Genomic DNA, 16216 nt, shown 5'->3' with positions numbered 1-16216 from the left:
CTTTTTGCTAATTAAGCGTAATTACAAGTTTGTTTCAAACAACTTGTAGATACGACGGTATTCATCTAACCACGAACTTGGTTGAACAAAACCATGTGGCTCAACGGGATAGATCGCCGTTTCAAAATTAGGGTTTTCCAGTTCTATCAAGCGCTGCACCAACCTTACCGAGTCTTGGAAGAATACGTTGTTATCTACCATAGGGGCGTTGATCAACAATTGCTTTTTTAGCCCTTCGGCGAAATAAATTGGTGAGCTACGACGATAAGCAATGGGGTCAACATTCGGTGTATTCAAAATGTTTGCTGTATAACCCGTGTTGTAATGTGCCCAGTCAGAGACAGGACGTAATGCAGCACCCGCTTGGAACAAATCTGGCGCAGTAAACAACGACATAAAGGTTAAGAAACCGCCGTAAGAACCACCGTATGTACCAATGCGTTCACGATCCACATTTGCGTTATCCACCAGCCAGTTTACACCGTCTTGAAGATCTTGGACTTCAGGTGTACCCATTTGGCGATAAATTGCGGTACGCCAATCACGGCCGTAACCTTTTGAAGCTCGGTAGTCCATATCGAGTACTACATAGCCCTGTTGGGCTAACATGCTATGGAACATGTACTCGCGGAAGTAACCTGACCAACCCAGGTGAGAGTTTTGCAAATACCCAGCCCCGTGGTTAAACACTACGGCGCGGCGCGCTTCACCTTGGGCGTAGTTTTTAGGCAAATAAACACGGGCATAAATCGGCTCAGACGTATGGCTTGAAGGAATAGCCACAATTTGAGGTGTTGTCCAAGGCATAGACAAGTATTCTTGGCTGACAAACTCGGTCACTTGCGCTGGCTTATCGGCCACGTTGGCCGCTTTTACAAATAGCTCAGGCGGACGCGTCACACTGCTATGAGTAAGCAAAAGCTGAGATTCATCAGGGCTCAATACGTAATCTGTCATGCCGTTGAGATCGGTCATGGCTTCATGTTCACCAGTAGCGGTGTTTACGCGATATATCTCGTAAATACCTGGATGCTTTTTGTTAGCCTTGAAATACACGTACTGATCATCGTCAGTCACTGTGATGTCATCAACCACATACTTGCCTGAGGTTAACGCACGTGGCTTTTCACCCGGCGTTAGCAAATACAAATGGCTGTAACCTGTTTGTTCCGATTGGAAGAACAAGGTTTCACTGTTGTGCAACCAGCCAAATTGGTTAAACGCGTAGTTAACCCATGCATCGTCGTGCAAGCGGTGTTGATTAACCAAAGCATGCTTGTCAAAATCTACAGTGGCGATCCAACGATCTTTGTTATCCCACGCTTCCAACATCAAGGCAACTTGTTTGCCGTCTTGATGCCAACGAATCGAAGGGTTAGACCAGTACCAGCTTTCCAGTAAGCCAATCGCTCTCGGTAAACGATTAACGGTGTAGCTTTCGCCTTTGGCTTTGGCGTTTTCAGCTTTTACCGACGCCAATACATCTTCGTTGTAGCCAGGCAAAGAAACATAAGACAACTCATGCTTTGCACCTGTTTTTAAGTCCACTAACCACACTGTTTGGTTTTCAGGCTCTGCATCTGCTACGCGGCGGCGTACTTGTTTACTCGCTATACGAGCATCTTCCTGAATATAGTGCGGCATAATGTCGCTGTCATCACGCCAGCCTTTATTCGCAGTAGTAACAACAATCGCATGCTCACCGTCTGGGCTCACTTGCGCGGCTACCAAGCGGTCGCCTTTATTGAAATAAATCGCTTCTGGCGCAACCGCGGGGCTTGCACTGGCTAATTCCGCTTTGTCGTCGGCTCTGTCTTGGCTGTTTTTACGCTGTACTTGAATGTATTTAATCAGCGAGATTTGTTCCGCTGAAATATAATCTTTGGGGGCTTTTACTGGTTCAGGTTTATCAGCAAATTTCCAACTGAGTAATTCTTCCCGCTGACCATTGTTAAGGTCGATAGCCACAATTTTGCTGTCGCTTTGTGCCATCAAACGGTTATCTACCATAAAGCGCAAATTACGTAAGTTTGCACCGCCCCGTGTCAGTTGTACTACGTCGCCGTTGGGCATACGTACAAACACGCTATCTTCAAAACGCCAGGCTAGGTATTGGCCGTCAGCACTTTGTACTTTTTCATCAAAGCGATATAGGTGGCGCTCTGCATCACTGAGTTTTTTGTTGTTAGTCGCATCGTTAAGGGGAGCCGTGAATACATCATTCACCACACTGCCCGCTTGTTTGCGCTCAAACACGATAGCAGATGAATCGAGTGACCAACCAGGGCTTGTCGCCGCTCGACCCAACCAGTCTGGATCAGACATAATTTGTTCTAAGGTAATCGTTTGGCTTTGATCACCCGTTTCTGGGATAGCGGGTTTGATAACGGCGGCAACGGTTTGAGGTGCCACTACATTCGATGCTGCATCAACGTCTGTCGTTGTTGTGGTTGTAGATGCACAAGCCGACAACATTCCTGTCATCGCACCAACCACATAGAGTGTGGATAATTTCTTCATTATATTTTGCTGCTTTTTTATTGAAAGGCAGGGTTATTATACGATTTGATTACACATGGCAGTCAAACTTCGTCTCTATTCCTCTGCGAATCATCTTGCAAATTGATCTATTTACCGAAAATTTGGCTATTGGCTTTATAGACGCGCAAATTATTCTTGCAATACAATTGAGACTAGTTCGGTCTATATTCACGACACGGTAAAAATATTCGCAGCCAATGTTGCTGCGACATCAACGACAACGTTTAGGAAGACAACATGAAAAAAGTGCTACTCGCAGCGGCATTAACGGTATTTGCTTCAAGTTCTTTTGCTGCAGACTCCTGCCCAACAGTACTTAAGTTTGTAAAACGTAAACTCAATTCTCAAGAATTGGTGAATATGTGTAGCGAATTCCAAGGTAAAACCTTACTCATCGTGAATACGGCGAGCTATTGTGGGTTCACACCACAATTTGAAGGCTTAGAAGCCATGTATGCGGAATTTAAAGACAAAGACTTCGCCATCCTTGGCTTCCCTTCCCACGATTTTAATCAAGAAGCGAAAGACGAAGGCAAAACGGCTGAATTGTGCGAACTGACCTACGGGGTAAAATTCCCTATGTTCGAACCTACTCATGTGAAAGGCGATGATGCAGACCCGCTTTATCGCATTCTCGCCAGAGCAACCGGTGAAGAACCAAGTTGGAACTTCAACAAGTATTTAGTAGATAAGCATGGCAACATTGTTAAACACTACGGCAGTCGCGTGAAGCCCACTGACGAAGAGTTACGCAATGACGTTGAAGCAGCACTAGCAATGGAATAAGCTGTTTTCTACTTTACAAGGATTCGATAACGGCGATTTACCTTTTGGTTATCGCCGTTTTTATTGTGTATTGATTATGGATCACAACAAACTTATTGGGTAATTCGCAGCCGTGCGAACCTACAGTTACCAAGTTTTGATTGGGCTAATATCGACACGCCCTTTTCTCTTTATCTGCAGTAATGCCACCGATATAGAAGAAAATTAAACTTTAGTTTAATAGATATAAAAATCTAATGCCGATACAGTGGCTTATTGCTTGAACGCAACACATAAAAAAGCCCCGCCTAAAAGGCGGGGCAATCAAGCACACTCAACTTGGAACACACTTTAGCAGCTACGTAAGGCAAACCTTGGAAATCCGTCTTACGTTTTTGCTAACTGCATAGAGTTAGTCTCTGCGTTATCCGATTAGTTCAATAATTTTTTCATTTGCTGCAGAAAAAGATTTTTCAGCGGCTTCTTCGCCCATAGAAAGTCCTTCTGCGTAAACGAAATTAACGTCTGTTAAGCCAACAAAATTAAAGAAATGAGTCAGGTATAAACTTTGTGTATCGTACTCAGTACCCTGATAAATTCCACCACGTGCACCTAACACCACCACTTTCTTCGCAGAATCCAACAAACCTTGAGGACCATTCTCGGTGTAGCGGAAAGTCACGCCAGCACGAGCTACACGGTCAATCCACGCTTTAAGGATAGAAGGAATACCAAAGTTATACATAGGCACACCAAGTACAATTTCATCAGCCGCTTTTACTTCTTCAACCAAATTGTCAGAAATTGCAGCCAATGCTTGTTGCTTTTCGTCGCGATCTTCAGGTGCAGTCATCCACGCACCCATTTCTTCGCCTGTTAAATGCGGTAAATCGTCTTGCGCAATGTTACGTACAACCACTTCCACATCGCCCTTCTGATTTAGCGCATCAATGTAAGTGTTGGTTAACTTTGTTGAGTTACCATTTTCGTGCTGCAAGCTAGATTGAATCACTAAAACCTTTTTCATAACCATTCTCCAATATGACGAAACATTGCAGCATTCTGAAATTTGCTGCACTGGGTATAATTAGATTATATGGACGAAAAACAAGGATTAAAATAAGTAAAAATAGCGCTGGGTGTTCTATTTTTTAGAATAAACAAGAGAGATAACATTAGGAAAGGATTTTACCACCACTGTAACGCAAGAAGCGTGACCCTCGCACTGCAATGGCTTAACCGAGTTTGCCAAAACACAATTACGAAGACACGACAATGGAAAAAGGGACAAAACGCTCCTTGCGAAAACGAGCATAACACTCATTTTACAATGATGCCCGCACAAATTTGAATTATTTACACGGGGATCACATAGTACTTCGTTATTCTATCGGCGACTCTGGTAACGAAAACTGGTTGAGTGCCTGTTCAAAATCGGCCACTAGGTCGTCTGTGTCTTCTATACCAACCGACACACGAATGAGGGTATCGCTAATTCCCATACGCGCTCTTTCCTCAGGGCCATTTTCATAAAAAATAGTCGGTGCGACCGGCAGCGCAAGGGTACGGTTGTCGCCAAGGTGTGTGGCACATATCACCAATTCCAGGGCATTGAGAAAGGCTCTTGGGTCAATTCCAGGCATTAGGTCTACGCTGAGAATGGCACCGTATCCATCGTTCAGCATTTCACGTGCAATAAAATGTTGCGGGTGATCAGCCAAGCCAGGATAGAACACTTGTTTTACATTCGGGTGACCGTGTAAAAAGCTTGCGAGCTTTAATGCATTTACATTGCTACGCTCCAAGCGCATGGCTAAGGTTTCCATACCAATGGCAATATCATGAGCCGCTGACGGTGTGAGCGTTGCGCCCATATCGCGTAAGCCTTTTTTCTTAATTTGGGTTAGCCCCCACTGGCTTTTATCTGCAACCTGATAGTTAGGCTTAATATTCACAAAGTGAGTCCAGTCGTAATGGCCCGTATCAACCACTACGCCGCCCAATACATTGCCGTGACCAGAAATATACTTCGTGAGCGAATTAAACACTAAACCAGCGCCATACGCTTTGGCATCAAAAATTGGCTGCGGTGTCATGGTATTGTCTACCATCAGGAGCAATGATTTTTCATCACAAAACTGACTAATCGCAACCATATCAGCCACTTGTGTTACTGGGTTTGCAACGATTTCGGTGAATACGCCTTTGGTGTTGTCTTGATATGCGTTGATAACAGATTCAATGTTGGTAACGTCGACAAAAGAGACTTCAATACCAAGATCTTGCAGCGTATCCATCAAGCTACGAGTGTTACCAAACAAATACTGACTGACAATGATATGGTCGCCTGATTTGAACAAAGCCAATAAACCACTGCTGATCGCCGCCATTCCAGTAGCAAAGCACACGGCTCCAACGCCACCTTCAAGGTCATTCAGCATATTTTGCAGGGCCGCTGCAGAGGAAGAAGATGAGCGCCCATAAACATGGCCCAACTTTTTACCTTGGAATACATCGATAATGCCTTGGGCATCTTCAAATTCAAACAACACAGAATTGGTTGTGCTGCTGTGAACAGCCCCATGCTCAGGCTTATTTAATTTTCTATCGGCATGGACTTGGCGGGTGGTTAAGCCATGTTTAGTCACGCAATTGGCTCCATTACATCTTATTTAAATTTCGCGGGCGTTAACGTTAGCATAAATTCACAGCACAATGACGGGAGATTGCTCAACACGCCTAGTTACGCGATGAACGCTAAGGTTAACTCGAATTGGCCGTTGCAACAGCCAGTTAGCAATTTGCATTAACACTATGATACTGTAAAAACGAGCTCAATACGTATAACTAGCTGTCATAATGTGTATTATTTTTGTTGGCAATCAAATTCATCCGCAATTTCCATTGGTCATTGCTGCTAATCGTGATGAGTTTCATCAACGCCCTACTGCCCCAACCTCTTATTGGGACACCTCCCCCACGATTTTAGCCGGTAAGGATTTAGAAGCTGGCGGCAGTTGGATGGGGGTTCAGCAACATGGGTATATTGCCGCTCTTACCAATATTAGAAACAAGATTACACCACCAGCCAACGCAATCAGTCGCGGGCACATTGTCACACAATACCTCGCTAACCCGACGGAATTTCCCGACAAACTCGTGCAACAAGCAGAAAGGTTTGACGGATTCAATTTGCTCTACGGCCATTGGCAGCAGTTGTACTGGTTTAACAATGAAATAAAACAACCTTCTGCGCTATCAACGGGTATCCACGGTTTGTCGAATGACAGACTGAACACACCTTGGCCCAAGGTTACCTTGGGAAAACAACTTTTCCATCACGCGCTGCAACAACCAAATCTTGGCCTGCCCGATGCGTTATTTGCGGTTCTTCGCAATCATGAACAAGCAGAGGACACGGCTTTACCTCGCACTGGCGTGCCTTACGATTGGGAAAAACGTTTATCGTCTATCTTCATTCAAAGTGAAGAATACGGCACCCGTTCGTCCACCGTGTTACTGATTGACCACCAAGGTGTAGCACACTGGCACGAACAAATTTATGACAAATCCGGTGAAGTCACACAGCAATTGGACTACCAATGGCATTTTGATAAAAAATAACCACGATCAGCTATTCATATTTCTGATTTAAATGGCATAATGCGGCGCAGTAGAAGGTAATTTAGACAATAAATAGTACGGTTCTATGTACTGCGGTGAGCAAGGAAAGCAATAAGCCGAAAACCATAAACGTTTCGATCCTTCGACAGGTATGATACCTGATTTTCGATTCTGGTTTATTCCAGTGAACTTACTCAATCTGCAACTTTCCGAGGACATATCGTGTTTGAAGTTTTACCTCAATTGGCACCAGATCCAATCCTAGGCCTTTCCGCTGCTTTTAAGCAGGACACTAACCCGAATAAAATTGATTTAGGTGTGGGTGTATATAAAGACGAAGAAGGTAATACCCCTATTCTAACGTCTGTCGCAAAAGCTCAGCATATTCTTCTTGAGCGTGAAACCTCTAAAACTTATATTACTCCACAAGGTGTGCCTGGCTTTATTGACGGCATGTTGTCGCTCATTTTAGGCGAAGCCAGCCCAGTTGTATTGGCTAACCGCGTTGCTGCGGTTCAAGCACCTGGCGGTTGTGGCGCACTGCGTATCCAAGCTGAGTTGTTGAAGCGCTGTGGCGAAGGCAAAACGGTCTGGGTAAGCGACCCAACTTGGGCAAACCACATTCCATTGATTGGCAGCGCGGGTCTTGAAATTAAGAAATACCCCTATTTCGATAAAGAGACAGCAAGCATTAAATTCGACGAAATGATGGACACACTCCGTCAAATCGAAAAAGGTGATGTAGTGCTTTTCCACGGCTGCTGTCACAACCCAACAGGTGCTGACTTAACCAATGCACAATGGGACGCCGTATTGGAAGTAGCAAAAGAACGTGAATTCTTACCGTTCGTCGATATCGCTTACCAAGGTTTTGGTGATGGCCTAGAAGAAGACGCTTACGGTGTTCGCTTGTTGGTTGAAAACCTACCAGAAGTGATCATCGCCGCTTCTTGCAGCAAGAACTTTGGTCTATACCGCGAACGTGTAGGTTTGGCCGCAATTATTACCGAAACCTCACAAACACGTGATATTGCACAAGCGCAAATTCAATCAGTGGCCCGTGGTATTTACTCTATGCCACCTAGCTACGGCGGTGCGCTTGTAGACATCATCTTAAACGATGCTGAATTGAAAGCCGAATGGGTTGGCGAAGTGAACGAAATGCGTGATCGCATGCGTAACCTACGCTCACTGTTGGTTGACAAACTGGCTGAAAACGGCGCACAACGCGACTTTAGCTTTGTAAACGACCAAAAAGGCATGTTCTCGTTCTTGTGTATTACCCCTGAACAAGTACAAAAAGTACGTGCAGAACACAGCGTATACTTTGTTGATTCTAGCCGTGTTAACGTTGCTGGAATTAGCCTGAAAAACGTCGATGCACTTGCTAAGGCTTTAGTGTCTGTTTTGTAGGCATAGCTAAAACATCAAAGACAGGCGAGCTAAAGCTCGCCTTTTTCTTTTTAGAACAGCTCCACACTTAACTGCTGGTCTTCTGTATCGTCCTGGGCTGAAAACGATAAGTTTTGCTCAAGTAATCTCGCTGAAATTTCCTGCACCAGCTCGCTTATTTCAACCAAGTCGTTATTCTCAACTTTGCTCTGCAACTCTTTGTCTATCAAGTTCACAAAAAATGCTTCTTGTTCCTCGGTCATGGCAAGTTTGTGAAAACTCTCTCCTATTGCCTCGCACACGGCATCAATAATGCGTACTTTCTCATGCTGAGAATTTAATAACATGGTATGCAGCTTACCCAGCAACGTATGTACATCGGCTTGAGTCGTTAACAATGTATCTTGTTGTTTTAAGGTTTGAACGCGCGTCTCTAAGGCTGGGATGAGCTTCGCTCCCATATCCAAAATCGCGTCGTAAAGCATTTTGTCGTCACCGGCCACGTTTTTTACTAACAAAGATACCGACTCGTCATTGAGCATTAACCGACGTCCAAACCAATAAATTCGGCCTTTGTCTTTCAACAGACTAAACACTTTTACGGTAGTGGGATCGCAAGGGGTTAAATCAGTATCAAAGGTTTCTATTTCGTCATCATCGACATGAAAACACAACGCCGCATGCACACCGTGTAACCTCAAAGACTGTAAAATTCGCTTTGCAATATCACGCTTCGTATTGGCTTTACACGCTGAGGCAATAATTTCCATACCTACACCGTATATGGCAGCTTGGCTTATAGCGGTGGTGGTGGTTTGTTGAATATCAGCTTTGTCACTCCCCATTTGCTCCATTATTTGCAATTGACAGCGCAAACTGTTGAGGTTTTCGACAAATGGGAACACATTGTAGGGTTTGGCATAGTAATACGAAATGCCGTTTTTAAACGCTTCTGCCATGGTATGATCTCTGTTATCTTCCGAAACCACCATCACGATTGGCAAACTATACACCCTATCCTCGGTTTTGGGCTTTACCATGCAAGACGCGGTCATACCCTCAATTTTCCACTCACATATAACGAGGTGGTAGTCGGTATGCGCGTTTAAATGCACGGCTTCTTCAAAATTTTTAACTCGCTGCACTTGGTACTTGTCCTCAAGTGCTATTCGATATACTTCCGCTTGCGAATCATCAGGCTCTACGATTAAAAGATTCATCGCCTTATCTCCTTTTTGGGTAAACATGCGGTATGTCGGCGTGCTCTTGACGTTCCCCTCCCAAAACGCAATAACCCGACAGACCTTACACGCTTGAGTATAGGACAATTTTTAAACAGTGCTTGAGATGTTTTAATTTTGTGAAGTGTGACGGAATTTTGAAGCGATTTTGGCTAAAACAGCTAAGGTGCTCGTTTGGTGTTTTAGCCACTATTAACAAAGAGAACTAAGTGATGTGCTGGTATTATCGCTGGGCAAGTAAGCGGTCTAGCGCATTTGCAAATTGCTGTTTATCTCGTTGAGACATAGGCGCAGGCCCACCGCTCATTTGTACACCACTGCTGCGCATGGTATCCATGAAGTCGCGCATGTTTAGCTTTTGGCGGATATCACTTTTAGTGAACTCCTCGCCACGAGGGCTAATAGCATGGGCTTTTTTATCGATAACATCTGCGGCTAGGGGAATATCAGCCGTTATTACAATGTCATGCTCGTTACAACGCTTCACAATTTCGTTGTCGGCCTCGTCAAAACCTTTGCTTACTTGCAAACATTGAATGTGTTTTGTTGGCGGGACGGGGATCGCATGGTTAGCGACAATTGTCGTGGGCACGCCAGTACGTTCTGACGCGCGAAAAATAATTTGGCGAATCACCTGCGGACAGGCGTCGCCATCAACCCATATGTGCATAGAATAGCTGTCGATAATCTTGTATTGATTACGCTAGCATACCACCATCCACAATTACTGTCGTTCCCGTTGTATAAGATGACGCATCTGACACCAAATACAACACAGTGCCGGCCATCTCCTCTGGTTGCGCAACCCGACCTAGCGGAATTTGCGTCAACGCCATGTTCAACACTTTGTCGTTAGAGGTTAATGCTGATGCAAACTTGGTATCGGTTAACCCGGGTAGTAAAGCATTCACACGAATGTTGTAGCACCCACACTCTTTCGCGAACGACTGCGTCATGCTGATCACCGCTGCTTTAGTGATGGAGTAAATACCTTGTTTGTCTCCGGGTCGAATACCATTAACAGAAGCCGTATTTAAGATCACGCCCCCGCCCTGCGCTTTCATGATCTTGCCTGCTTCAACTGACATAAAAAAGTATCCACGCACGTTAACGTCTACGGTTTTTTCGTATGCACCTAAATCGGTGTCGAGAATATGCCCGTAATACGGGTTAGCGGCAGCGTTATTTACCAAGATATCTAACTTGCCGTATTCTTGTTTAATGAAGTCGAAGGTTTCTGTGATCTGATTCATGTCGCCAACATGACAGGCATGCGCCACCGCTTTACCACCTGCAGCGGTGATTTTTTCCGCCACCGCATTACACCCATCAATTTTTCGGCTCGATACGATCACCGTCGCGCCATATTGAGCCAATAAAGTCGCAATCGCTTCACCAATACCTCGACTTGCCCCAGTTACTAAAGCGACTTTCCCGGTTAAATCAAATAAGTTTTTGTTCATGGTTTTATTTTCCTTATGCCAACATGCCGCCGTCTAACACAACGCTTTGGCCTGTCATAAATCGAGATTCTTCGCTGCATAGCCATGCAATGGCGTAACCGATTTCCTCGGCCTCACCTAAACGGCGCATGGGATTAGCCGCCACAATGGCTTTTTGACCGCGCTCATCGAGTTTAGCCAGTGTATTTTGCACCATTGGTGTATTGATAAAGCTTGGGCAAACAGCATTAATACGAATGTTATATCGCGCATATTCAACGGCTGCTGTTTTCGTTAGCCCCACAACACCGTGCTTCGCCGCACTATAAGCAGACAAAGTAGGCGCTGAGCGCAAACCTGCTACAGAAGCAATATTGATCATCTGGCCGAATCCCTGTTGCAACATCATTGGAAGCGCTTGCTTCATACAAAACCATACACCAGACAAGTTCACGGCGAGGTTTTGCGCAAATGCTTCATCGCTCACTTCATGCATAGGTGCTGGCGTATGATCAATACCGGCATTATTCAATACAACATGAATCGGGCCTTGTTGCGTGGCATGGGCAAACATTGCAGCCACACTGTCTTTTTGGCTTACATCCACTTCACATGCATACGCGTTTCCACCTTGCTCTTGTATTAACGCCACCAGCTCCTGCGCTTGAGAAAGGTGTTTATCTGCAACCCCCACTAGAGCGCCACGCGACGCCAGTATTTTTGCAGAAGCAGCGCCAATCCCCGAAGCGCCTCCTGTGATCAAAACATGTTTTCCTGCTACGTCTGCCACGGGTGTATTACTCATAATTCATGCTCCACTTCAATCACCAACTTGCCAAAGTTTTCACCTTTGAACAGCATCATTAGTGTATCGGGGAATGTATCGAGCCCTTTTACCACATGCTCTTTCGCTTTGAGTTTACCTTCACCGATCCAGGAGGCCATTTCGCGTGCGGCATGGCCGTAATTTTTAATATTGTCGAAGACAACAATACCTTCCATTCTTGCGCGGTTAACCAGCAATGAGAGATAGTTAGACGGCCCTTTTACCGCGCTGGTATTATTGTACTGGCTGATTGCGCCACAAATAACAATGCGCGCTTTGAAGTTAATTTGGGTTAATACCGTATCGAGAATATCTCCACCGACATTATCAAAATAAACGTCGATGCCGCTTGGACAAGCCGCTTTCAACGCTTTTTTCAAATCATCAGCTTTGTAATCTACTGCGGCATCAAAACCCAGCTCGTCAGTTAGGTAATCACATTTTTCTTTACCACCTGCAATACCTACCACGCGGCAACCTTTGATCTTTGCGATCTGCCCAACTACGGTCCCAACAGCACCCGCAGCCCCAGAAACCACAACGGTTTCCCCTGCTTTGGGTAATCCAGTATTCAGCAAGCCAAAATACGCCGTCATACCCGGCATGCCCAATACGCCTAAATAACGGGGCAATGGCGCCAACGACGGGTCGACTTTATGAATACCTGCAGCGTCTACGACAGCATGAGATTGCACGCCAAAACTGCCATAAACATGATCACCCACATTAAAGCCCTCGGCGGTCGACTCAATCACCTCACCCACCGCGCCAGCGCGCATTACATCGCCAAGTTGCACTGGTTCAATATAAGATTTACCGTCATTCATCCAACCTCGCATGGCCGGATCGAGTGAGATAAACTTAACTTTTACTTTTAGCTGATTACCCGTCAACGCCGGAAGCGCTTCCTCAGTAAAGGTCCAATTGTCTTTTGTTGGTTCGCCGAAAGGACGAGACGCCAAGCGCCATTGTTGATTTTTCATAGCGTATCCTTTTTAAAAATAACTCGCTTGAACCTGTTCACAACTAGGCTCTAAGTTTTGCAAAACCGAAATATCGCGTTGTGTTAAGGGAAGCTCCCAATTGATGAAATATTCTGCCGCTGATAATTTCCCTTGATAAAAATCATGGTCGGCTTCCGATACGTCAGGCTTACCTAATGCTTTTTCAGCCACCATGGCTTGTCGTAACCACACCCAGCTAAGCACACAACTTGAGAACACGTTTAAAAAGCAACTCGCGTTAGTGAGTAATGTAGACGCGTTATTGGTACGCAGCGTTGCGGCGGCTTGTTCAATAATGGACGATAACGTGGTGAGGTAGGCTTGAAGTTGCACTGCCAACTTATAACAACGCGGTGACGTGGCGTTTTGAATATCGTTCGCTATACGCTGATGGAGTGTTTTTAACCCTGCTCCGTCATGTTGCCATAGCTTTCTCGCTAATAAGTCCAGCGCTTGAATGCCGTTGGTCCCTTCGTGAATAGGGTTCAAACGGTTGTCTCGCCAGCACTGCTCCACCGGGTACTCTCGTGTATAACCTGCGCCACCTAATACCTGAATAGCTAAGTCGTTAGCTTTGGGACCGAATTCAGACGGCCACGCTTTAAATACTGGGGTTAATAAGTCCAGTAGTTGTTCAATACTGCTACGTATATCGTTGTCAGTAGTGGTGTGCATTTCATCAACGAGATACGTGCCCATTAAACACAGGGCCATCCCCCCTTCGGTGTAGGCTTTTTGCGCGAGTAGCATGCGTTTCACATCACCGTGTTGAATAATCGGAGCTGGCTTATCGGTTGGTAACAAATTGGGCGCTGCACGACCTTGAGTGCGCTCTTTTGCATACTCAAGAGAATATCGATAACCTCGGTAACCTATCATAGCCGCGCCATAGCCTACGCCAATTCTGGCTTCGTTCATCATCATAAACATGTAGCGAAGGCCTTGGTGGGGTTCACCGACCAGATACCCATGACAATCGCCGTTTTCACCAAAGGTTAATGCGGTCGATGTTGTACCTCGATAGCCCATTTTGTGAATAAGGCCTGCGAGTGTCACGTCATTGCGTTGCTCAGGCTGACCCGCCGCGTTTAAGCGGAACTTGGGGACCACGAACAAAGAAATGCCTTTAACACCAGCAGGGCCACCCGGAATTTTCGCTAAAACCAAATGAACAATGTTACTGCTTAACTCATGCTCACCACCTGAAATGTAGATTTTGCTACCTTTAATTAAATAGTGGCCATGCTCTGTAGGCTGCGCCGAGGTAGTAATATCTGTTAACGACGACCCTGCATGAGGTTCAGTTAACGCCATAGTGCCCGTAAATTCACCGGTTAACATGCGCGGTAAGAACTGTGCACGTATAGACTCGTTGGCAAAATGCCGGATCACTCTTGCCGCTGCACCTGTAAGAAACGGGTAAGCCGCAGTTGATGGGTTAGCACTCAAAAAATAGCCCGAAGCTGCTTTCACGATGGTTTCAGGTAACTGCATACCGCCATCTTCAAAATCAAATCGAGCAGCAATAAAACCGGCATCACGATAGGCATCAAACGCCACTTTCACATCGTCAATCATCGACACCTTTGTACCGTCGAAAGTTGGCTCATTCTTATCGGCTTTGTCGTTGTGCGGCAGATATAACTCTTCTGCTATTTTTTCAGCAATATCGAGTGTTGCGTTAAAAGTATCAACTGAGTGCTCTTCATACCGCGGGGTATGACACAGTGCGGCAACATCTAGTACTTCATACAACTGAAAATCCAGCTCTCGCCGTGGAATTAATTGGTCAGCCATTTGTTAATCTCATGTAACAGAATAAAGCTATTGTGGCATACTTGCCCTCATGGCAAGATTGTCTTTTACGACACAATTATGGTGAATTACGCCATCTATCATTCATATCAATAGAGACAAGCCACACTCGGTAATAAAACTTATGAATAAACCAACTCGTGTAACCATCGTGGGCTTTGACCATGCTTTATCATCTGCAATATGTGGTGCAATGGACTTATTTGCGTTAGCGGGGATCAGCTGGCAACGGATACACCGCCAACCTCTGGTACCTAAATTTAAAGTTCAAGTGGCAAGTATGCATGGCGCGCCTTTCACTTGTACTAACCAGTTGAGCATTCAACCGCATTTGTCTATTAATGAGGTAGAAAACACCGACCTATTACTTATACCTACTATTGGTGGGAGTATCGAACGCGTACTTGCCGACAATGGGCCACTCTTGATGCACATTCGTCGTTTAGTGAAACTTGGCGCCACAGTTGCGAGTAACTGTACAGGCGCATTTTTATTAGCCGAAGCGGGTATTCTCAATAATAAAGTTGCCACGACACATTGGGGCTATGCAGAGCAGTTTCGACAACGTTACCCCTTGATTAATCTCCAAGTTGATAATATTTTCACAATGCAAGATAAGGTATTTTGTGCCGGCGGAGGCTTAGCGTGGACAACGCTTTCACAAGCCTTGATTGAACAGTTTTGCGGTAAGCAGGTAGCCAATGAACTTGCGCAAAGTCATGTGTTAAATATTCATCAATATCAACACCCTCTTTTTATTAGTCACCATTTAAGAACCAATCATCAGGACCAATCAATAAGAGCAATACAAAGCTACATCGACAATCATTTCAGTACGCCAATAACGATTGAGTTACTCGCTGATAAAGCGGCAATGACTCCGCGCACTTTCTTACGCCGATTTAAACAAGCCAGTGGACATTCTCCATCGCAATACATACAGCTAGTACGCATAGAACAGGCGCAAAAGTTATTGGAGACCCAAAATTGGGCCGTTGATAAAATAGTACAACAGGTGGGCTACGACGACACTAGCTCATTTTCTCGCTTATTCAAGCGCCATACTGGTTTATCACCTTCCCAGTACCGCGCTAAATATAGCCCTACACAATAACGGATATGGCACTAAGCAGCATGCGCGGGTTCGTCTTGTTGTCGCCAAAGTGCGCAAAGCCTCTGGTGTAACTTTTTACAAGCACTCACGTAGCGACTATCACGCTGATAAAAAACTTGTTCGATTATTTCGCCCGCTTCATCCACCAAAAAGCTCGCTAAACGACACTTCCGATAAGGAATGAAACACTCGTGCAAGCGCACTTGTTGCCCTTCTGGCAGTGCCATAATTAATCGATAAAAACACCAAGGCAGCTTCATTGTCGTCGCGCGTGGATCTTGAGATTGCAGCAAAGTGACTCGCTGAAACGCATCTTCAGTACCAACCATCGTCTGTAGACCGGTTTTACTGATCACATTGTCGAGTTGTTTAATACCTGTTTTCATGATGTCGCCCCAATTACTGTATAAATAAACAGTATAATAAAAAAGCGCATTTGGCAAACAATTTGA

14 protein-coding genes are annotated in these 16216 nt (G+C 45.2%); 4 read left to right on the top strand and 10 right to left on the bottom strand.

Going from position 1 to position 16216, the window contains the following annotated elements; translation table 11 throughout:
- Positions 1-21: 21 nt before the first annotated feature.
- Positions 22-2520, bottom strand: coding sequence for a S9 family peptidase (locus tag ACXAH6_RS10270; RefSeq protein ID WP_474876573.1), 2499 nt, complete (start codon positions 2518-2520; stop codon positions 22-24).
- A 258-nt stretch (positions 2521-2778) separates the two neighbouring features.
- Between ACXAH6_RS10270 and ACXAH6_RS10265 the strand changes: the two genes are divergently transcribed.
- The gene (locus ACXAH6_RS10265; protein WP_474876572.1) at positions 2779-3327 is read left to right on the top strand and encodes a glutathione peroxidase; all 549 of its coding nucleotides are present in this window, start codon (positions 2779-2781) and stop codon (positions 3325-3327) included.
- A 403-nt stretch (positions 3328-3730) separates the two neighbouring features.
- Here the strand turns inward: ACXAH6_RS10265 and ACXAH6_RS10260 are convergent, their stop codons facing one another.
- Entirely contained in the window at positions 3731-4333 is a 603-nt protein-coding gene (locus tag ACXAH6_RS10260) for an FMN-dependent NADH-azoreductase (RefSeq protein WP_474876571.1), read from the bottom strand.
- A 355-nt stretch (positions 4334-4688) separates the two neighbouring features.
- The gene (locus ACXAH6_RS10255) at positions 4689-5954 is read right to left on the bottom strand and encodes a cystathionine gamma-synthase family protein (protein ID WP_474876570.1); all 1266 of its coding nucleotides are present in this window, start codon (positions 5952-5954) and stop codon (positions 4689-4691) included.
- Positions 5955-6165: 211 nt separating this feature from the next.
- Between ACXAH6_RS10255 and ACXAH6_RS10250 the strand changes: the two genes are divergently transcribed.
- Together ACXAH6_RS10250 and ACXAH6_RS10245 are read left to right on the top strand one after the other, a co-directional pair.
- Complete coding sequence (locus ACXAH6_RS10250) at positions 6166-6930, top strand: NRDE family protein (protein WP_474876569.1); 765 nt, start codon at positions 6166-6168, stop codon at positions 6928-6930.
- A 222-nt stretch (positions 6931-7152) separates the two neighbouring features.
- Positions 7153-8343 carry an amino acid aminotransferase gene (locus ACXAH6_RS10245; protein WP_474876568.1) on the top strand — a complete coding sequence of 397 codons (1191 nt, stop codon included), beginning with the start codon at positions 7153-7155 and terminating at the stop codon, positions 8341-8343.
- Positions 8344-8393: 50 nt separating this feature from the next.
- Here ACXAH6_RS10245 and ACXAH6_RS10240 read toward each other — a convergent pair whose 3' ends face one another.
- From ACXAH6_RS10240 to ACXAH6_RS10215, 6 genes are all read right to left on the bottom strand, one after another.
- Positions 8394-9542, bottom strand: a complete 1149-nt coding sequence (locus ACXAH6_RS10240) for a response regulator (protein ID WP_474876567.1) — start codon at positions 9540-9542, stop codon at positions 8394-8396.
- A gap of 244 nt (positions 9543-9786) precedes the next feature.
- Positions 9787-10233 carry a YaiI/YqxD family protein gene (locus ACXAH6_RS10235; RefSeq protein WP_474876566.1) on the bottom strand — a complete coding sequence of 149 codons (447 nt, stop codon included), beginning with the start codon at positions 10231-10233 and terminating at the stop codon, positions 9787-9789.
- A 28-nt stretch (positions 10234-10261) separates the two neighbouring features.
- Positions 10262-11026 (bottom strand): SDR family oxidoreductase, encoded by a 765-nt coding sequence (locus ACXAH6_RS10230; protein ID WP_474876565.1) that lies wholly within the window; start codon positions 11024-11026, stop codon positions 10262-10264.
- A 13-nt stretch (positions 11027-11039) separates the two neighbouring features.
- Positions 11040-11810: an SDR family NAD(P)-dependent oxidoreductase gene (locus tag ACXAH6_RS10225; protein WP_474876564.1), complete on the bottom strand. Its 771-nt coding sequence runs from the start codon at positions 11808-11810 to the stop codon at positions 11040-11042.
- Entirely contained in the window at positions 11807-12814 is a 1008-nt protein-coding gene (locus ACXAH6_RS10220) for an NADP-dependent oxidoreductase (protein WP_474876563.1), read from the bottom strand. The genes ACXAH6_RS10225 and ACXAH6_RS10220 overlap by 4 nt, the downstream gene beginning before the upstream one ends.
- A gap of 12 nt (positions 12815-12826) precedes the next feature.
- The gene (locus tag ACXAH6_RS10215; protein WP_474876562.1) at positions 12827-14632 is read right to left on the bottom strand and encodes an acyl-CoA dehydrogenase; all 1806 of its coding nucleotides are present in this window, start codon (positions 14630-14632) and stop codon (positions 12827-12829) included.
- Positions 14633-14774: 142 nt separating this feature from the next.
- On the opposite strand from ACXAH6_RS10215, the gene ACXAH6_RS10210 reads away from it, so the two are divergent.
- Entirely contained in the window at positions 14775-15764 is a 990-nt protein-coding gene (locus ACXAH6_RS10210; RefSeq protein ID WP_474876561.1) for a GlxA family transcriptional regulator, read from the top strand.
- Positions 15765-15775: 11 nt separating this feature from the next.
- Here the strand turns inward: ACXAH6_RS10210 and ACXAH6_RS10205 are convergent, their stop codons facing one another.
- Positions 15776-16150 carry a hypothetical protein gene (locus ACXAH6_RS10205; RefSeq protein WP_474876560.1) on the bottom strand — a complete coding sequence of 125 codons (375 nt, stop codon included), beginning with the start codon at positions 16148-16150 and terminating at the stop codon, positions 15776-15778.
- Positions 16151-16216: the final 66 nt, after the last annotated feature.

Source organism: Alteromonas sp. ABE4_545 (assembly GCF_056161325.1).
The sequence above is the reverse complement of the archived record's forward strand: the minus strand, read 5'-3'. Positions and strand labels throughout refer to the sequence as shown.